Raw genomic sequence first — 18,311 nt, 5'->3', positions numbered from 1 at the left:
AAAACTAACCGATCAGCTTATAGCCGTAATAAACGAAATAGCCGAGCACCAGAACCGCACCGCCGATGATGAACGCCGCATAGGAGCGGACAAATCCGCCCTGTATGTTTCGCGCTATGCCGCCGAGCTCGGAGACGAAGCTGCCGATGCCATTGACTATGCCGTCAATAAAGCCGAGGTCAAAGCCTTTCCACAAAGTGTTGGTCGAGAGCCGCGTCAGTGGATCAACAATGTAACCGTTGTAAAGCTCGTCGAGCCGCCACTTGTCCTCGAGTATCTTCGGCATCGTCCGGAGCGGATTGTTGCGGAAGAGGGCAAAGCCGATAGCGATTCCGACAACTGCAAGAACGGTCGAGAGCAGAGCGAGCCAACGCTCTGTGCTGACGGCCTCGGGCGAATGTGCCTTGGCATTTTCACGGGCCTTTTCCGCGGCCGGTGTTTGTACCTCGGCGACGACGGGCTCAAGCGTGTGTTCAAAAACGTTCGCGTCCTTAACGCCGACAAGCGAGCTCATCGCATACGGTATTCCGACCAATCCTCCGACGGTCGAGAGAAATGCAAGAATGATCAGCGGAACGGTCATCACCCACGGCGATTCGTGCGGCTTAAAGTCTGGCGGAAGTGCGTGGTGCTCGTCGTCATCGTCGGCATGAGCGTCGTGATTCTCGGCACCGTGAGCGTCCGCGTGAGTTTCATCGTCGTGGCCGTGATGCTCTTCGCCCGGCAGCACCGCATGGAAACGCTCTTCGCCCCAGAACGTCATCACCATCATCCGCGTCATATAGATGGCGGTCAGGATGGCAGTTACGACCGCGACGCCCCAGAGCATTTCATTGCCGGGGAAGTAGCCGTTCTGGAAATATTTGTCGGCGGCAAAGGTCTTGTAAAGTATCTCGTCCTTTGAGAAAAAGCCGGCCCAGATCGGGATGCCGGCGATGGCGAGCCAGCCCATCACCATCGTTATGAAGGTGATCGGCATATATTTGCGCAGATTGCCCATCTTGCGCATGTCCTGCTCGTGGTGCATTCCGTGGATGACCGAACCCGAACCGAGGAAGAGAAGTGCCTTAAAGAAGGCGTGGGTCATCACGTGGAAAATGGCAACAACGAAAGCCCCGACGCCCGCGGCAAGGAACATAAAGCCGAGCTGCGAAACGGTCGAATAGGCGAGCACTTTCTTGATGTCGTTCTGGGCGATGGCGATGGTCGCGGCAAATATAGCGGTCGCGGCACCGATTACGGCGATGATCCACATCGCGGTCGGCGAAAGCTGATAGATGGCGTTCGAGCGGACGACGAGATAGACGCCGGCGGTGACCATCGTCGCGGCGTGGATGAGGGCCGAGACGGGCGTCGGGCCGGCCATCGCATCCGGAAGCCAGGTCAGGAGCGGTATCTGTGCCGATTTGCCGGTGGCACCGATGAAGAGCAAAACACCGATCGAGGTCAGCCCGCCGGCGATGATCGCTCCCCAGGTGAAGGGCTCAGCCTGCATATTGGCAAGCACGTAGGTGAAAACGCTTTGGACCTCGACGCCATCAACGGTCTTATCGAAGAACGAGATCGAACCCGTAAGCGTAAAGATAAGAAAGATGCCCATCAGCACGCCCCAGTCGCCGATGCGGTTCATCACGAACGCCTTCTTGGCCGCTTCGCGGGCTTCGTTCTTTTTAACGTAGTAACCGATGAGCAGATATGAGCAAAGACCGACGCCTTCCCAGCCGACGAACATCAGCAGATAGTTATCTGCAAGCACAAGCGTCAGCATCGCGAACATGAAAAGGTTCAGGTAAGCGAAAAAGCGGTAGAATCCGTTGTCGCCGTGCATATAGCCGGTGGCGAAGATGTGGATCAAGAGCCCTACGAAGGTAATGAAGCAGGCATAAATGCCCGAGAGCGGATCCATGCCCAAGGCGAAATCGGCACGGAAGCCGGCGACGTTTACCCAAGTCCAGATATGGTCAAGGATCGGCTTCTCGATGAACAATGCCCCGCCATTCGCAAAAAAAGCGAGATAGAACGCGACGACGGTCGAAATGGCGATAGAGCCGCAGGCGACCAAGCCGCTGAACATTTCGTTCTTGAGCCTTCCGCCGACGAGCCAGTTGATCAACGCACCCGCAAGCGGGGCGAAGATGATTATGCTTAAGAGATTATTCTCGATCATTACATTTCACCGGGTATATCCAGTGTCATTTCCATCATCGTTTGACGGAATCCAGCTTTCGCAAAAATCCTTTGAGCTTCGCTGTTTGCCGCCGCAACAGTCAGAAGCAGCTTTTCGGCTCCAAATCTTTTCGCCTCTTCCGCCGAGGCCCTGAGCAACTCCTTTGCGATGCCGCGTCCGCGAAAGGCGGCGTCAACGTAAATGTCGTGCAGCCAAACGCCCTTTCGGAGCATTTCCTCGAAGTTGTACTCATCAAACTCGAGGTACGCAAAACCTGCGATCTCACCGTCAACCTCGGCGACCAGCACACACGAGTTCGGGTCGTTGAAACGGCTTCGGTAGAACGCGGCCGTCTTGCCCGCGACGAGCATATTCGTGAACCGCTTGCCGTCGTAACCAACGTGCTGCTCGACAAGAGCAGTAGCGAACTCTTCTATCCGCTGCTCGTCCCCATCGATCGCCTTCCGGAAAAACACAACTGCAAAACCTCAAAGAACCCTTAATTCCGATCTCTCGGTTGCGGCTTTTCAGCCGCTGCGGGCAGCACAAAATCATCGGCCACCGTGATCTGGTGTGTCTGGATAAGCAAGGCCAAAAGCTTTCGCTCTTTCTCAGTTTCAATCTGCTGCCGAGCATATTCGCCAACCGGCAGTCCGCGTCCTTCGGGGGCCTTCGGGTCGGCGACGGTCGTATCGATCAGAATATGCCGCACGTCGAACGTTCCATCGGCAGACGAATCCTTTCGCTCGAGTTTGACCACATGGAAACCGAAGTCGGTCTCGACCAACGTCGGGAAGATTTCCCCGGGTTTGAGCGAAAGTGCTGCTTGCTCGAACGCGGGAAGAAAGACGCCGCGGCCTACACCTTTATAAAGCCCGCCCGCCAACTTGCCGCTCTCATCGCGGTTTCCCGGATCCTGCGAGAATTCATTCGCTAATACCGCAAAGTCCTCGCCCTTTTTTGCACGCACCAAGATCTGTTCGGCTTTGGCCTTTTTTGCAGAATTGTCGAATTCCGGCCGCGCGGCAATGAACTTGGCAATCTCATCATCGGTAGCAGAGGTCTTGCTTCCGATCGTTTCAGAATAACGACGAGCAAGGAACTGAGCCTGTTGAAGCTTGATGTTGATCTCGATCAAGCCTTTGGTCCGGTCCGAGACCTGAGTTTTCCGTGACTCAAACTCGCTTACGGCGATCTTTGTTCGAGCGAAAAAGTCCTCTGCCTGCTTGCGCTCCTCTTGGGTGACTGACGGTTCTTCGCCATCGGCGGAGTCGCGGGCGAGCAAAGCAAGTTTCACGGCGATGAACCGCTCGAAACTAGCTTTTCGTTCGGCCGATTCCTGGGCACTGCTTCCTTTCCAATAGGCAGCGACCTGCTCCTCGCTTACGGTGTCGCGGAAGAGGGTCTTCGCCTCGCCCGCCCCAAGCGAGAAGTGGCCGGCGACCAACTCATCGCGAATGTTTGCGAGTTCGGCACAATTGACGCTTTCGGCGGCAAGGCCATCCTTTACCGCCGCAGACGCAAACGCGAGTAGCTCGCGAATATTCTCGACCTGGGCTTTTCGCAGTTCAGGCTCGTCGCGTAGCCGTTCGATCAACGCCGGGTTTGTTTCGGCGACGTCCGCGATCACGGCCTCCATTTCGGCACGGCTCATCGACCTGAATGCCGATTCTGCGGGCGGCAAGCACTGGCTGGCCGTCTGTCCAAGCGCCGATGAGGAAGCCGCGGCAAAAGCCAGACACCCAATTACTGCAATTTGTCGAACACGCCAGTTCATTCGTTAAAAGCGCCCTAAAACTTCAAAATACTTGCGTCGTCCACATCGACCGATAGCCGGTTGCGGAAAAACGCGATGATGATGCCGAGGCCGACGGCAGCTTCTGCCGCGGCGACGCTCATCACCATAAAGACGAACAACTGCCCCGAGACATCTCCGTAGTAACGCGAGAAGGCGACGAAGGTCAGGTTAACGGCATTGAGCATCAGCTCGATGCACATGAACATACCGATCGCGTTGCGCTTATAGATGACCCCGACCGCCCCGATGGTGAAGAGGATGCCCGAGAGTGCCAAATAGCTTTCCAGTCCTGGCTGCATTTTCTTATCTCGTACTAGGCGGCTCGCCGCCCTAAAATCTATCTCAACCGACGTTTTCTATTCCTTCTCGTCCTCGTCTTCGCCGACCAATTCAAGATGCGGGTGCTCCAGCTTGCGGACAAGAATGACAGCGCCGATGATCGCCATCAGGAGCATTACGCCGACGATCTCGACCGGCAGCAGATATTCTGTGTACATCGCCCGGCCAATGGACATTGTTTTGCCAACCGTCGTATTCGGGTCAACCTCGGCCTTCGGCGCTTTGAGCACCGCATAAAAAATAAAGAATGTCTGAGCAAGCAACGCAACCCCGAGCCCGCCGCCGACGGCGTAAAGATACTTAAGCCGATTGAGCGGCTTGTCCTCATCCAAGTTGAGCAGCATGATCACAAAGATGACAAGGACCATGATCGCTCCTGCATAGACGAGGATCTGCGTGATGGCGATGAACGGCGCCGCCAGCGTCAAATAAAGAGCCGAGAGAGCCAGAAAAACGCCGATCAGCGAGATCGCCGAGTAAAGCGGGTTGCGGTGATAGACCATTGAGATCGCACAAGCGATCGCGAATCCCGCAAACAAAAAGAAAAGGACAGTGCCTGCCATAACTTGTTACCGCAAACGTGCGGACGGCCGGAGTTGACGCCGGCCGGTCAATTACCGATTCATCAAAAAGACCACGACGGTCGTAACGATCACATTGCCGATGGCGACCGGCAGCAGGAACTTCCAGCCGAATGCCATCAGTTGGTCAAAGCGGAAACGCGGAAGAGTTCCGCGGATCCAGATATAAAGGAACAGGAAGAGAAAGATCTTGAGCAAGAACCCGACATGGCTGACCAGTGCGTAGCCAATGGTTCCGACCCCAAAGAGCCCCTCCATGCCGGCCGCACGGGCTGGGTAATCGAGTCGCGGAATGTACCAACCGCCCAGGAAGAGCACGACGCACATCACCGAAACGGTGAACATGTTTACGTACTCTGCCATGAAGAACAGCGCGAACTTGAGTGCCGAATACTCGGTATGGAAACCGGCGACGAGTTCGGTCTCAGCCTCGGGCAGGTCAAACGGCACCCGGTTCGTTTCCGCAAATGCGGAGATCAAAAACACGATAAAGCCAATGAACTGCGGGATGATGAACCAACGCATGTACCACGGCGAATTTGCCTGGGCGTTGATGATGCCGTTGAGGTCGAGCGTTCCGGCGAGCATTACGACGCCGAGCACCGAGGCTCCCATCGCAAGCTCGTAAGAGATCATCTGGGCCGAAGAGCGAAGTCCGCCCATCAGCGAATATTTGTTGTTGGACGACCATCCCGCCAGAGCGATGCCGTAAACACCGACCGAGGTGACCGCCAGAACGAAAAGCACACCGATATCGATCCGGGCGATGGTCAGCGGCATGTTTTTGGCCTGCTCGGCGATCCATGCGACGATGTTCGGTTCCGCACCAAGCGGAACGACCGGCAGATAGGGAACCAACCAACTGAGCGGATCGCTGAGCGGCGGGCCGAAGGGATAAACCACCATCGGCAGAAATGCCGCCGTCAAAGCTACGATCGGAGCTAGAAAATATACGAACTTGGTCGATTTATCCGGGGTAAGGTCTTCCTTAAGGATGAACTTGAGCAGATCGGCAAATGGCTGGAGCACGCCCCAAGGGCCAACGCGGTTCGGCCCGATGCGGCCCTGGATCCAGCCGAGCACCTTGCGTTCGGCAAGAACGGTGTACGCGACGATCATCATCACGCCGCCAAACGCCGCAACAATGCCGAGCGAATAAACGATCAACGGAAAAGCCGTTTTGAAAGCAGTTTCCATATAGAAAATTTACTTCGTCCCTCCAACTTGAGCACGGTCCGCAATACCGACCGTGGCCGATTCCGCCTCTTCACGCGGCGTCCCGTCTGGGTTGAACTGTACGAGCGGAGCGACAAGCAGGTTATCCGGTTTCGGGTTGCCGTGGGCGAGCAGGTGGAACTGGGCCGTCTTGCTCGTCATGGTCGTCAACCGATGGAGTTTATGTCCGATTCGCGGCGTCTCCGTGATCTTTTCGCCGGGCTCCAGCGACGCCGCAGACGCTTTTAGTTTGTCGATGCTCGCTGAGATATCGCGGCCGGTCTCGATCGAGTATTTTGCCTGGACCGGGTTCGATTCGTCCTTGAGCGCCGGATAGCGGAGCCCTTCATAAGCCGGGACTGCATCAGCTAGAGCCCGAAACACGGCCGGGGCAGAGAAGTTGTAGCCGAGATCGACGCCCATTTCCGCGGCGATTAGCGAGGTGATCATCCAATCGGGTTTTGATTGATGGACGGGGTCGATCGACTTACGGACACGCTGGACGTTGCCGGCGTTGTTGGTGAATGTGCCGTCCGCCTCGGCAAATGATGCAGCCGGAAGGACGACATCGGCATGATCGGTCGTTTCGGTTTCGAAAAGCTCTTGAACGACGACGAATTCCTTGCCCGTAAGCACGGAGGCATCAGATAGGCTGCCGCCGATGAGCAACGCCTTTGAGGCAGAGACGACGTCCTCGACCGGCTTTGCCCACGGCAGTATGTCCACGCCGCCCATTGAATTATTGTGAAGCAGAAGCGGATGCAGAAGAACGCGACGGCCCTCGCCTGCAAAGCTTCCGGCCGAGGCCGCGATCGCCGCTTGGGCCGCCTCGGAGAGCTGGTTCCCGGCCATTATCACAACGTCGCCCGAGGCTTCGCTGATGACGGTGCGGATCGCTTCGATCTCGTCCGAACCGACGCCGGCATTATCGAGGGCCGAGCTGTCGCCGCCCGCAAAGGCTAGAGCGAAAGCATCGTAGCTTGCGGGGTTGATGTGAACGAACTGCGAGGCCTGTGCCCGGAGCCTGATCGGCGTGTCGTTGACCATGACGAGTTTCGCTCCATCGTTCCGGACGGCCTGCCGAACCTGCTTTGCGGTAAAGGTCTGTTCTTCTTCCGGCTCGCCGCCGATGATGACGATCGCCGAGGCGTAGCGAATATCGTTATGCGTCGCGAGCGGAGCACTCAGATTGGCCATAAAGGCGGCCATGCTCAGCGGGTCGGCAACGGCGAGGTTGTCGCTATTGACGACTTCCTTTGCAAAGCGGCCGAGCGTGAAGAGCGATTCATTTGTCAGCCGTGGGCTGGCGATAACACCGACTGCGGAACCGTACTCGGCAAACCGATCGGCGATCATCGTGATGGCCGCGTCCCAGGTTGCGGGAATCAGCTTTCCGCCCTTTGAGTAGCGGATCATCGGCGTCTTGATGCGGTCGGGGTGATTGATGAATTCGTGTGCAAAGCGGGCCTTTACATCGAGGAACTCGCCGTTGAGCCCGTTGACGTAACGGTCGCGGGCGACGATGCGATGCACCTTGCCGCCACGTGACCCGATAGAGATCTGCATTCCGTCCGAGCTGTAAACATCGGTCGAGACGGTCTGGTCTAGCTCCCAAGGGCGTGTTTCATGCCGGTAAACGGCGTCGAGAAGCGTCCCGGTCGGGCAGACCTCGATGCAGTTTCCGCACTGCGAGCAATTGAGCCACCCGCCGTAGGTGCCGATAACGGTATTGACGCCGCGGTTGCCGGCCTCAATGGCGTCCTCGCCCATCCATTCGTTACAAACGCGGGTGCAGCGTTTGCAGAGAATGCACCGCTGCGGGTCGTTAGCAACGATCGGCGAGAGGTATTTCTCGGGCTGGACGTTCTTGCGTTCAGTAAAACGCTCTTCGACGTCGCCCCAATCGAAGATGACCTCTTGCAGTTCGCACTCGCCGCCGCGGTCGCAGACAGGGCAATCGAGCGGATGGTTGGCAAGCAGAAACTCGCCCATCGCCCGCTGTGCCTTTTCGATCTCAGGGCTCTCGGTCGTTACGACCATTCCGTCCGAACACTTTATGGTGCAGGAGGTTTGGAGCTTCGGCATCTTGTCGATGCGGACAAGGCACATCCGGCATGAGGCCTGCGGCTCGAGGTCCTTGTAATAACAGAAGGAAGGGATGTTCTCGTCGTTCTCACGACAAACATCTATCAGGACCGCACCTTTATCGGCCTCGACCTCCACTCCGTTCAAGACTACTTTTACTTTCTCTTGTGACATTAAGAGTTTACATCCGGCCGCGGCCGGGCATTATCAAAATCAGGCCTATTCGCCGGTCTTCGGTTGGCCGCCGGTCTTTTTCTTGCCGCCTTTCGGGCGGGTCTTTCCGTAGCTTCCGGCTGAGATCTTTCCTTTCCGTGTTCGTTTATCGCCTTTTCCCATAATTACCTCTCTCAGTTGTTCGGCTGAGTACCGTTTCCATTGGTCTTCCCGGCGATCCACCTCTTGAAATCATCCGGAAACTGTTTTATCGCGCTCTGGACCGGCCACGCGGCCGCATCGCCGAGCGGACAGAATGACTTGCCCTCAATGTTGTCGCAGATATCGAGCAAAAGCTGAGCGTCACTCGGCTTTCCGCCTCCGGCCGCAATGCGGTCGAATATCTTGACGATCCAATCCGTGCCCTCGCGGCAGGGTGTGCACCAACCGCAAGATTCGTGTTTGTAAAACTCCGAGAGATTCTTGGTCGTCTCCATTATGTCGACCGTTTCATCCATCACCATCATCCCGCCGGTGCCGAGCATGGATCCGGCCTCGACGAGGCCTTCGTAGTCGAGCGTGACGCCCTGGCCAAGGATCTGGCCGGCGTTCATTATGTAAACGCTCGATCCGCCCGGGATAACTGCCTTAAGCTTTTTATCGCTCCGGAGCATGCCGCCGCAGTCTTCCATAATGAACTTTTCCATATCGGCATAGCCCATCGGAAGTTCATAGACGCCCGGTTTCTTGACGTGACCGCTGATGGACCAGAGCTTTGTCCCGCCGCTCTTTTCTGTGCCGAGGTCGCGCCAGGCAATGCCGCCCATTTCGATGATCTGCGGGACGGAGGTCAGCGTCTCGACGTTATTGACGATGGTCGGACATGCATAGAGCCCCTCGACCGCCGGGAAGGGCGGCTTCATCCGCGGATGGCCGCGGAAGCCCTCGAGCGAACTGAGCAGGGCCGTTTCTTCGCCGCAGATGTAAGCACCCGCACCGGTGTGGGTGTGGATGTCCATCGAAAAGCCTGAGCCCAAAATGTTGTCGCCGAGCAGACCGGCCTCACGGGCTTCTTTTAACGCCTCATCCATCACGTGGATAAGATAGTTATACTCGCCGCGGTAGTAGATGTAACCGGTTGCGGCTCCGAGGGCGAAGCCGGCGATGATCATCCCTTCGATCAGCGAATGCGGGTCGAACTCGAGCAGATAGCGGTCCTTGAACGAGCCCGGCTCGGATTCATCAGCATTGCAGACGATGTACTTCGGCTTTGGCGAATCGCGGGGGACGAAGGACCATTTCATCCCGGTAGGGAAGCCGGCACCGCCGCGTCCGCGGAGCGCTGAATCTTTCACTTCCTGAATGATCGCGTCCTGCGTCATTCCGATCGCCTTCTCCAGCGATCTATAACCGCCCGTCTCGCGATAAACCTTGAGCGTGTGGCCATTTTCGATATAGACACGCTTTAGCGAGAGAGGTTCGCAGCCTATTGCTTTGATTTCCATCTTAGTTTCCGTTGTAGAAGCCCTTTTTATCTGAACTACTTTTGAATAGATCTGGCTTCGTTCAATCGTCGGATCTTTCCATTGTCGGCTATCTAAGCTTTCTGGTCGATTGTCACCAGCAGAAAGTACTTATTCGGTTCAACGGTTATCGGCCCAAAAGTTCTTTCTTTCAATCGTTACATCAAATTCCTGAATCAACTTCTTCCCGTTAATCAACACCTCTCCATCACTAAGCTCAACAACTTCACCCGGAAGGCCAATAACACGCATCATCAGACGCATACCAGGCTCGCGTGAAATCAACTTGATCTCCTCCGGGGCCTCGAAAACAACAATGTCAAACCGCTCGACGTCGTTGAACGTATAGTGAACCGGGTTTACGACCGCCATGTCGTCGGGAGTGATCGTCGGAGCCATGTTCGAACCGGGCAAACGATAAGCCACCCCACTACACCCAACCAGACAACAAACAAAGATCAAAAGAATGAGAGCAAAAACAAGTCGCATTTTCGCTTCCTGTTGGCGATCATTACTGCGCCAGATCCTCAATCAACGACGCAGCCGGAGCAATCTACAACCCAAGATCGCGATGTATCATCAGCGTATCCGTGTGCTGACGAAAGCGGACGACCTTTCCGTCGCGGATCTCCCACTCATGGGCGAACGGGACCTTTGTCGTTTTGCCCGTTTCATTGAACTTGCCCGAATATGTGCCGGTCGCGATGACGTTCCCATCGCCGCCGTCCACTATCTTTTCCGGGACGGCGGCAAAGCCTTCCCATTCGGTCCCGAGCCGCATAAATACATTCTTAAGAACGGCCTGCGGACCTTCATAAGTGCCGGCATACATAAACCCCGCGGCCTCGGTCCATGAGATATTCGGGTCGAACGCTCCCAAAACGCCCGGGACATCGCCGGTCGCAAATGCATCGTAAACGCCTTTTATGAGTTCACCGTTGGTCATAAATGATCCTTGAACTATTCGTTCCGATCCATCGAAGCTACGCACTCGTAAACTCTTCCCAATCGAAACCCAAATCTTTAACGATCCGCCGAAGCGTTCCGGTCTTGAGGTCCTTACTCCCCCAGTCGGGGACCGAAACTACAACGATCGGCGACTGAAATGGGTTGTACCACTTCCGATGCGAACCGCCGCTTCTGCCACTGCTACTCGTTTCAAGGCAGCCTAACTTGCTCAATTTCTTCGTGACCTCACGATATCTCATGCGGCCTTAAGCTCTAGAAGAGCATCGGTCATGACCGGCACATTCGTCGAAAGCGGCCGCAATACTTCGGGTAACGGCTGCCCTAGATCGTGATAACCTTCGATCAAAGCTTCAAGAGCATCGTGAACATTTACATCTATCTCTTCCACGGTATCGGCCTCTGTGATCAAACCGGGAAGGATCGGGCAGGTGATCGTCCACCCTCCTTCGGGCTGCGGTTCAAGTACAAGCGGCAATTTGTAAATGTTGCTCATTAGTAAAGCTTACTTCAACGAAGCAAGAATGCCGTCCACTTTCTCCACCGTTAAATCTTCGTGGTAATCGAAACCGATCTGCATCATCGGAGCCGTGCCGCAGCTGCCGAGGCATTCGACAAGCGAGACGGTAAACTTGCCGTCCGCGGTCGTTTCGCCGGGATGAATGCCGAGCTTTGAGCAGATATGGTCGGTTATGTCGGGCTCGCCCATTATCTTGCACGAGAGCGTCTTACATATCTGGATGTGGTGGCGGCCGACCTTTCGAAGATTGAACATCGAATAAAACGTCGCCGTCTCCCAAACGTCGGTAACTTCGAGGTTCAGGAACTTGGCCAGAAAGTTGACGCCCGGATTATCGACATAGCCGCGTTCCCGCTGAATGACGAACAGCAGCGGGATCAGCGCCGAGCGGGTCCGGTCGGACGGATACTTGGCAAGATGCGACCGCATCTCATCGACGACCTCGGGCGAGAACTCAGCCACCTCGTCCGTGTAAACTATTTGGTCGGTATAACTTGTAGGTGTTGCTGTTGCCATCTCATTCGCTAGGGGACAAAATTATATACAATGAAACCTTGTATCTTAATCGGTTTGTTCCTGACCAATACGGGATCAAACCTCGATTTCTGTGCTGCCTGTTTGGCGGCCGCTCGCAGAAGCGGGTGTCCCGTCCATGCTTCAGCCGATTCTATCTCTCCTTTTTCATTCACTATTACGTGAACTGTCACGAGACCCGCGGCCTTAACTGCCCTCGCTGCGGGCGGATAGTTTGGCCTACCCAGTTCGGCGGCGAGAAAGTTTAAATAATTAGCTAGGCGAGCCAGGTCCTCGAGAGAGGGTTTTTTTCCAACATCGGTGAATCGGCTCGAACCACTCGTGGTGGCGTTGGGTCTTGGGGTTACATCCTCTTGCTCGCTTATGTTTCCTTCATGAAGAGGAATCAAAATCGACTCCTTTCGATCTAATTCTAAATCAGAGCAGTCGAGATGCTTGAAATACCTGCTGACCTTGTAGCCTCGTTTCTGCACCGTAAACAGATAATAGCCCGATTCCAGGTTTTCAAAAGTATGGTTCGAGCCCTCGGGGTAGGCGTAGAACGCTCTTGAGAGCTCTGAAGCATATGCTTCGGCATATGCTTCAGCTATCTCTTTTTTTCCGACTGCATCAACCACTTTTAACGATAAACCGCAAGTCTTATTCTGTCCCGCTGCCGCCACATCAAACAAAAGAAGAAGGACAGCTGCGGAAAACAATAGATTCAGTCCGAAAGCTTGTAAGACTGGGGATTTCATCTATCGATCTCTCCCAAAACGATATCCAAACTGCCGATGATCGCTACTACGTCCGCGACCATTTCGCCTTCGCTCATTACGGGCAAAGCGGCGAGGTTTACGAAGCTCGGGCCGCGGAAGTGCACGCGTTCGGGCTTCGGCCCGCCGTTGGATTTCATATAAACGCCGAGCTCGCCTTTTGAAGCCTCGATCGGAAAATATACTTCGCCGGGAGGTACATTAAAGCCCTCGGCGACGATCAGGAAGTGGTGGATCAGCGAGTCCATATGCTTCCGCATATCGTCGCGGTCGGGCAAAACCACCTTCAGGGCATCGGCCTTGATCGGGCCGGGTTTGGGCCGGTCAGGGTGCCTGCCGAACGATCTTGTAGCTTTCTTCGAGCTCACGCATCCGGACCATAAAGCGGGCCCCAAACGTCGCCGCCCGTTTCCACCGGGACATCGAAATCGTAGGTCTCGTAACCCGTGTAAGGATTATCGCGGCGAAGGTCGAGGTCGACACCGCTTGCCCGGAGGCACGGACCGGTGAGGCCCCATGAAATGGCATCTTCTTTGCTGATGTAGCAATATCCTTGGTCCGGCTCTGCCAAATGCGGTTTCCGGTCACGAGCGTGTCGAAAGTTTGCATCCCTTCCGGAAAATCTTCCAGAAATTGCCGAACTCGCCTGTCAAACCCCGCGGGAAGGTCCATCATCAGCCCGCCGATTCGGAAATAGCTCGGCGTCATTCGCCCGCCCGAGGCTGCCTCGATCAAGTTAAGGATCTTTTCACGCTGGCGGAAGCAATAGAAAAACACCGACATCGCACCGATATCAAGGCAGTGCGTACCGAGCCAGACCATGTGCGAGGCGATCCGCTGGAGTTCGCACATCAGCACGCGGACGACCTGAGCCCGTTCGGGGATCTCGATCGCGCAACTTCTCCGCCGCCATCACATAAACAAGGTTATTGCCGAGCGGATTGAGGTAATCCATCCGGTCGGTGATGACGATGCCCTGCTGATATTTCTTGTATTCGAAGAGCTTCTCCATTCCGGTATGGAGATAACCGATGTCCGGAATGGCCTTGACGACAAGCTCGCCGTCAAGCCGCAGATCAAGCCGGAGCACGCCGTGGGTCGAGGGGTGCTGCGGGCCCATTGAAAGCGTCATCTGCGTTTCAAACGGGCTCGTCGATCGCGTCGAAATCTGCGGCAATGGTTTCAACTGCTGATGTCATTGGCTCATAGCCGCGCAGCGGGTAATCTTTTCTCAATGCATGGCCGTCGAAGTCGGACGGCAGCAGGATCCTTCTCAAGTCCGGGTGATTCTCAAAAATAACGCCGACCAGGTCGAAGGTCTCGCGTTCATGCCAATCGGCCGTTTTCCATATCGGCACAACGCTCTCGACATTTGGGTCGTCCTCGCTGAGGAGTACCTTGAGCCGAAGCCGTTTGTGGTGCGTTGTCGAGAAAAGGTGATAGTTCACCTCGAACCTCGGCTCCTCCTCCGGCCCGCGGTCGCAACCGCAAAGATCCGCAAGCAGATCAAAGCCAAGCGAATCGCGAAGAAACTCGCAGGCGGCAAAGATATGTTCACGCGGAACGGTAACGGTCACTTCGCCGAGGGCGTCCTTTACATCACCGACCCATTCGGGGTTTGCAATTTTGAGTGTTTCCACGAATTCGTGGAGTTTTTCGGTCATAATCCGATAAAAGGCACACCTCGCAAGGCGTGCCGAACCCAATAAATTAAGGACCTCGAAACAAATGCAGCCTAGAACGACCGGCGGCGTTCGTGCCGCGACGGGATCGTATAGGGCCGCGAAACATTATTCTGAGCAACCTCGACCTCGGTCTCGCGTTCGAGGGCAGTGCCTTCCGTGACGGGAAGCGTGCCCGGGACCAAGGACTCGCGGGATTCTGACTCAATGGTATCGGTCCGATCCTTGACCGATTCCTTCATTATCTTGTCCTGCAGCATCGTGATGGCATGGACGAGCATTTCGGGCCGCGGCGGGCAGCCCGGCACGTAAACATCGACCGGCACGATCTTGTCAACGCCCTGAACGATGGCGTAGTTATCAAAAACGCCGCCCGAGGTCGCACAAGCGCCCATTGAGATGACCCATTTCGGCTCGGGCATCTGGTCATAGATGCGGCGGAGCACCGGGGCCATCTTACGCGAAACGCGGCCCGAGACGATCATTACGTCCGCCTGCCGCGGGCTTGCCCGGAAGGTTTCCGCACCGAAGCGCGAAAGGTCGTTGCGGGCCGAGACCGTGTTCATCATCTCGATGGCACAGCAGGCGAGGCCGAAGGTCGCCGGCCAGAGGCTCGATTTGCGTGCCCAATTGACGACGGCATCAAGCTTGACGGTCAGGACGTCCGGGAGCGACTCGAAGATTTTGTTCTCTAAACCCATACTTGTTCTTATTAGGCCGCACGCTGAAGGTCGCCGTGGCCATCAACCTCTCTGACCGCGATTTTCGCATCGCGATCGCCTGAGCCTTGCCGAGGCCCGAGCCTGCGAACTCCAGTCAAATGCTCCTTTCTTCCAGTCGTAAACCAATCCGATAACGACCGTTGCCAAGAAGATCATAATCCCGATAAAGGCAATGGTGCCATACATTACGCCGGTCATCTTCTCAATGCCGAGCAGCGATTTGAACGCGACGGCGAACGGGATCATGAAAAGAATTTCGAGGTCGAAGAGAAGAAAGGTGACGGCGACCACATAAAACTTGATCGAGAAGCGGTCGCGGGCGGAGCCGACCGGGTCCTTACCGCACTCGTAGGGCATCAGCTTGGTCGCGGTCCGCTTTCGCGGGCCGATGAGCTGAGTTACGAGAAGCTGGCTAAGTCCAAACCCGAGCGCGACGATGAACATCAAGCCGATCGGGGCGTAATCCATTAGGTTGAATGTGGCCATTTTCGTCCTTGGAGCAGGGACCGGAAACGCATCGAAGATCAAACCTCAACGCTTCGCTGTGCTGATCCCTTGTCTTCGATTCAAAGTAAATCGTATGTTAACCCCTTGATAGTGTCAAGGCACATAGATTTCGGCGTTCCGCGGCGTTTGCGGACATTCGACGCCATCGCCGACGTTGCGAAGCGCGCCGAATGCATCAAAAAATATTGACCCATAAGTGTTTTTCGTGCTAATTTCAAAATGGTTTCGAGGAGCCGCCTCACACATTTTCCTTTCCGCTCCGCTGCCGATTAACCCAAGTGATCTCAGGATTCAATACAGATATCGAGTTTGAAGGTGTTACGTATCACGTTCAGACCGAAGATAAAGGCCTTGAGCGGCCGATAATTCTCTCGCTGGTCTATGACCGCGGGACGATACTTGCCGCCAAGCGGTCGCCCTACGACGACCTATTAAAGAATGGCTTTGACGAAAAGGCGCTCGAGGAGCGGCTGAACCGTCAGCACAGGCTGATCTGCGCGGCAATAAAGGCCGGTAGGATCGAGGACCTGAAGCGAATGTCCGCCGGCGAACCGGCGATAGCGCAACGGAACGGTGGCGGTTGCTGAACCAGGGTGATTCCCGAGCCGATCGCAAAGCCCTTTGACCCGTTCGAGACCCGCGACAACGGTATCCCGATACCGATGCCCGAGGCCGAGGCCGACGTTTTTGCCGATCCGCTGATCGAGATAGAAGAACTGCTGGTAGATGCGGTCGAGGTCATAGAGGAACCGATTGTCGCACCCGAACATGCTGTTGCGGTTGTTAGCGACCTTGCAGGCGCGATCGGGCCCAAACCGATCGGCTAACCATCGAACTGGTCGGCGACGCGAAATTCAAAGGCGGCGACCGCCGTTCGGTGACGATAATGGTGCTCCGCAGCGGCGAGCGGCGCGTCGTCGGCAACGCACAGATAATGGTCAAGGTGCTTGGGACCGCGTTTCGGCCGCTGATCTTTCACGCCAGCACCGACACGAACGGCATCGCCCGGATAAATGTCCAATTCCCGCGGTTCAACACGGGCCGGGCCGCGTTCATGGTCAGGGCGATGAGCGAGGGCGAGGAAGCGGAGGTCCGCCGGCCGATCGAGCACGGCTAGAATGCCGCAAGGTTTGAATTCGCGGGCAGATAAGCGAAAATTGTCGTAACGCATGGTTACGATAATTTTGAACGGTGAAAAGAAAGAGATCGAGAGCGAGGTCACGCTTGACCGGCTTCTCGATCTTTTTTCATTGCCGCGGCAGCGTGTAGCGGTCGAGCTCAACAAAGAGGTAATTAGCAGAAAGGACTGGAAACAGACGACAGTCAGCTCCGAGGATCGGATCGAAGTCGTTCACTTCGTCGGCGGCGGCTAGTGGAGAGAAGAGGAGAAAAGGGGAAGAGGAGAAGGGGAGAACAGAGCTCAGGTTCGGACGATGAAGATCACGCGGCATCAGGAACTTGAGGTGTATCGAAAAGCATTTGCGGCCGCAATGCTCATTTTCGAACTGACGAAACGGTTTCCGAAAGAGGAAACATATTCGATGACGGACCAGATCCGGCGTTCATCGCGTTCAGTCTGTGCAAATCTCGCTGAGGCTTGGCGGAAGCGGCGTTATGAAGCAGCCTTCATCGCAAAACTGAATGATGCCGAAGGCGAAGCGGCCGAGACGCAGACATGGCTTGAGTTTGCCGTCAAATGCGAATACATAGAGAGAGATATCGCCACGGAACTGTACAGGTCGTTTGATGAAGTAATTGCGATGTTGGTGTCTATGGCTGCCAATTCAAAGCAATGGGTTTTTGCCAACAAGCCGGCTCCCCGTAGATGACTCCGGAAACGTAGATCGGGTACTCTCATTTTCTCCTCTTCTCCTTTTCTCTGATAACATTGCGCTATGGACTGTGGATTCACTCTTGCGGGTAAGACCTTCGGGTCTCGGCTGATCATCGGGACGGGAAAGTATCGGTCGTTCGATGAGATGAAGGCGGCGCACCGGGCTTCGGGGGCTGAGATGGTCACGGTCGCGGTCAACCGCGTTCCGCTCGACCGGAAGACGGAATCGTTTCTCGACCACCTTGACCCGGCGATGCAGATCCTGCCGAATACGGCCGGCTGTTACGACGCCGAGCACGCGATTCGGACTTCGCGTTTGGCCCGCGAGGCTCTCGAAACCGACTGGATAAAGCTTGAGGTGATCGGCGACCCCGTAACGCTCCTGCCGGACAACGAGCAGACGCTCGAGGCGGCTCGGGTCTTGGTCAAAGAGGGCTTCATCGTGCTGCCGTATTTTTCCGACGACCTGATTATGGCGAAAAAGCTGCTTGATGCGGGCTGCCCGGCGGTGATGCCGCTGGCGGCGCCGATCGGTTCGGGATTGGGCGTGCAGAACCCGGCAAATCTGCGAATAATGCGCGAACAACTGCCGGACGCGACGATCATCGTCGATGCCGGGGTCGGTGTGCCTTCGGACGCGGCGATCGCGATGGAGCTCGGCGCCGACGCGATCCTGATGAACACCGCCATCGCCGAAGCCGGAGACGCGGCACAGATGGCTACCGCAATGAAACTCGCCGTAGAGGCCGGCCGCCTCGCTTACCTTTCGGGCCGCATGCCAAAACGCCTCTACGCCTCAGCCTCAAGCCCGATAGCAGGAGCGATAAGATAACGGGTTCAAAATCGAATTCGAAGGCCGTTTCAATAGCTACGCACGTCCCGGGGTGGATTAACATAGGAGAACCTATGAAGATTTTGTTTTGTTCATAT

Annotated in this window: 24 protein-coding genes and 1 pseudogene; 6 read left to right on the top strand and 19 right to left on the bottom strand. The window is 55.8% G+C overall.

Translation table 11 applies throughout. From position 1 onward, the window contains the following. Positions 1-4: 4 nt before the first annotated feature. The 19 genes and pseudogenes from nuoL to ndhC form a co-directional block, all read right to left on the bottom strand. On the bottom strand, positions 5-2,167 hold the full coding sequence (nuoL, locus tag IPM21_09620; GenBank protein MBK9164155.1) for an NADH-quinone oxidoreductase subunit L: 2,163 nt from the start codon (positions 2,165-2,167) through the stop codon (positions 5-7). Next, entirely contained in the window at positions 2,167-2,643 is a 477-nt protein-coding gene (locus tag IPM21_09615; GenBank protein ID MBK9164154.1) for a GNAT family N-acetyltransferase, read from the bottom strand. Before IPM21_09615 ends, nuoL begins: the two co-directional genes overlap by 1 nt. A gap of 23 nt (positions 2,644-2,666) precedes the next feature. Further along, positions 2,667-3,944, bottom strand: coding sequence for a peptidylprolyl isomerase (locus IPM21_09610; protein ID MBK9164153.1), 1,278 nt, complete (start codon positions 3,942-3,944; stop codon positions 2,667-2,669). 14 nt (positions 3,945-3,958) lie between these two features. After that, the gene (gene nuoK, locus IPM21_09605; GenBank protein MBK9164152.1) at positions 3,959-4,264 is read right to left on the bottom strand and encodes an NADH-quinone oxidoreductase subunit NuoK; all 306 of its coding nucleotides are present in this window, start codon (positions 4,262-4,264) and stop codon (positions 3,959-3,961) included. Positions 4,265-4,321: 57 nt separating this feature from the next. After that, the gene (locus tag IPM21_09600) at positions 4,322-4,867 is read right to left on the bottom strand and encodes an NADH-quinone oxidoreductase subunit J (protein MBK9164151.1); all 546 of its coding nucleotides are present in this window, start codon (positions 4,865-4,867) and stop codon (positions 4,322-4,324) included. 51 nt (positions 4,868-4,918) lie between these two features. Further along, entirely contained in the window at positions 4,919-6,082 is a 1,164-nt protein-coding gene (nuoH, locus tag IPM21_09595; protein MBK9164150.1) for an NADH-quinone oxidoreductase subunit NuoH, read from the bottom strand. A gap of 9 nt (positions 6,083-6,091) precedes the next feature. Further along, on the bottom strand, positions 6,092-8,359 hold the full coding sequence (locus IPM21_09590; GenBank protein ID MBK9164149.1) for a molybdopterin-dependent oxidoreductase: 2,268 nt from the start codon (positions 8,357-8,359) through the stop codon (positions 6,092-6,094). A gap of 45 nt (positions 8,360-8,404) precedes the next feature. Continuing rightward, complete coding sequence (locus tag IPM21_09585; protein ID MBK9164148.1) at positions 8,405-8,521, bottom strand: 30S ribosomal protein THX; 117 nt, start codon at positions 8,519-8,521, stop codon at positions 8,405-8,407. An 11-nt stretch (positions 8,522-8,532) separates the two neighbouring features. Continuing rightward, on the bottom strand, positions 8,533-9,843 hold the full coding sequence (gene nuoF, locus IPM21_09580) for an NADH-quinone oxidoreductase subunit NuoF (protein MBK9164147.1): 1,311 nt from the start codon (positions 9,841-9,843) through the stop codon (positions 8,533-8,535). A 138-nt stretch (positions 9,844-9,981) separates the two neighbouring features. After that, the gene (gene lepB / locus IPM21_09575) at positions 9,982-10,392 is read right to left on the bottom strand and encodes a signal peptidase I (protein MBK9164146.1); all 411 of its coding nucleotides are present in this window, start codon (positions 10,390-10,392) and stop codon (positions 9,982-9,984) included. Between the two features lie 22 nt (positions 10,393-10,414). After that, positions 10,415-10,807, bottom strand: coding sequence for a nuclear transport factor 2 family protein (locus tag IPM21_09570; protein MBK9164145.1), 393 nt, complete (start codon positions 10,805-10,807; stop codon positions 10,415-10,417). A gap of 37 nt (positions 10,808-10,844) precedes the next feature. Beyond that, complete coding sequence (locus tag IPM21_09565; protein MBK9164144.1) at positions 10,845-11,069, bottom strand: type II toxin-antitoxin system HicA family toxin; 225 nt, start codon at positions 11,067-11,069, stop codon at positions 10,845-10,847. Then, a complete protein-coding gene (locus tag IPM21_09560; protein ID MBK9164143.1) occupies positions 11,066-11,323 on the bottom strand; it encodes a type II toxin-antitoxin system HicB family antitoxin in 258 nt (85 codons plus the stop codon). Before IPM21_09560 ends, IPM21_09565 begins: the two co-directional genes overlap by 4 nt. Positions 11,324-11,332: 9 nt before the next feature. After that, positions 11,333-11,776 (bottom strand): NAD(P)H-dependent oxidoreductase subunit E, encoded by a 444-nt coding sequence (locus tag IPM21_09555; GenBank protein MBK9164142.1) that lies wholly within the window; start codon positions 11,774-11,776, stop codon positions 11,333-11,335. Between the two features lie 95 nt (positions 11,777-11,871). After that, complete coding sequence (locus IPM21_09550; GenBank protein MBK9164141.1) at positions 11,872-12,618, bottom strand: TonB family protein; 747 nt, start codon at positions 12,616-12,618, stop codon at positions 11,872-11,874. Next, positions 12,615-13,768 (bottom strand): annotated as a pseudogene (nuoD, locus tag IPM21_09545) (NADH dehydrogenase (quinone) subunit D). The gene IPM21_09550 and the pseudogene nuoD overlap by 4 nt, the downstream one beginning before the upstream one ends. A gap of 7 nt (positions 13,769-13,775) precedes the next feature. Then, complete coding sequence (locus tag IPM21_09540; GenBank protein MBK9164140.1) at positions 13,776-14,300, bottom strand: NADH-quinone oxidoreductase subunit C; 525 nt, start codon at positions 14,298-14,300, stop codon at positions 13,776-13,778. A gap of 71 nt (positions 14,301-14,371) precedes the next feature. Beyond that, positions 14,372-15,019, bottom strand: coding sequence for an NADH-quinone oxidoreductase subunit B (locus IPM21_09535; protein ID MBK9164139.1), 648 nt, complete (start codon positions 15,017-15,019; stop codon positions 14,372-14,374). Between the two features lie 42 nt (positions 15,020-15,061). Beyond that, the gene (ndhC, locus tag IPM21_09530) at positions 15,062-15,526 is read right to left on the bottom strand and encodes an NADH-quinone oxidoreductase subunit A (GenBank protein ID MBK9164138.1); all 465 of its coding nucleotides are present in this window, start codon (positions 15,524-15,526) and stop codon (positions 15,062-15,064) included. 299 nt (positions 15,527-15,825) lie between these two features. On the opposite strand from ndhC, the gene IPM21_09525 reads away from it, so the two are divergent. The 6 genes from IPM21_09525 (at position 15,826) to IPM21_09500 (ending at position 18,213) form a co-directional block, all read left to right on the top strand. Beyond that, positions 15,826-16,134: a hypothetical protein gene (locus IPM21_09525; protein MBK9164137.1), complete on the top strand. Its 309-nt coding sequence runs from the start codon at positions 15,826-15,828 to the stop codon at positions 16,132-16,134. A 6-nt stretch (positions 16,135-16,140) separates the two neighbouring features. Then, the gene (locus IPM21_09520; GenBank protein ID MBK9164136.1) at positions 16,141-16,374 is read left to right on the top strand and encodes a hypothetical protein; all 234 of its coding nucleotides are present in this window, start codon (positions 16,141-16,143) and stop codon (positions 16,372-16,374) included. A 59-nt stretch (positions 16,375-16,433) separates the two neighbouring features. Next, positions 16,434-16,664 carry a hypothetical protein gene (locus IPM21_09515; protein ID MBK9164135.1) on the top strand — a complete coding sequence of 77 codons (231 nt, stop codon included), beginning with the start codon at positions 16,434-16,436 and terminating at the stop codon, positions 16,662-16,664. Between the two features lie 52 nt (positions 16,665-16,716). Beyond that, positions 16,717-16,920 (top strand): sulfur carrier protein ThiS, encoded by a 204-nt coding sequence (thiS, locus tag IPM21_09510; GenBank protein MBK9164134.1) that lies wholly within the window; start codon positions 16,717-16,719, stop codon positions 16,918-16,920. Positions 16,921-16,980: 60 nt separating this feature from the next. Beyond that, on the top strand, positions 16,981-17,376 hold the full coding sequence (locus IPM21_09505) for a four helix bundle protein (GenBank protein MBK9164133.1): 396 nt from the start codon (positions 16,981-16,983) through the stop codon (positions 17,374-17,376). Between the two features lie 66 nt (positions 17,377-17,442). Beyond that, on the top strand, positions 17,443-18,213 hold the full coding sequence (locus IPM21_09500; protein ID MBK9164132.1) for a thiazole synthase: 771 nt from the start codon (positions 17,443-17,445) through the stop codon (positions 18,211-18,213). Positions 18,214-18,311: the final 98 nt, after the last annotated feature.

The sequence above is a fragment of the Acidobacteriota bacterium genome (assembly GCA_016716435.1).
Classification (GTDB): Bacteria; Acidobacteriota; Blastocatellia; order Pyrinomonadales; family Pyrinomonadaceae; genus OLB17.
Note: the sequence above shows the minus strand (reverse complement) of the source record. Positions and strands in the feature narration are given on the sequence as shown.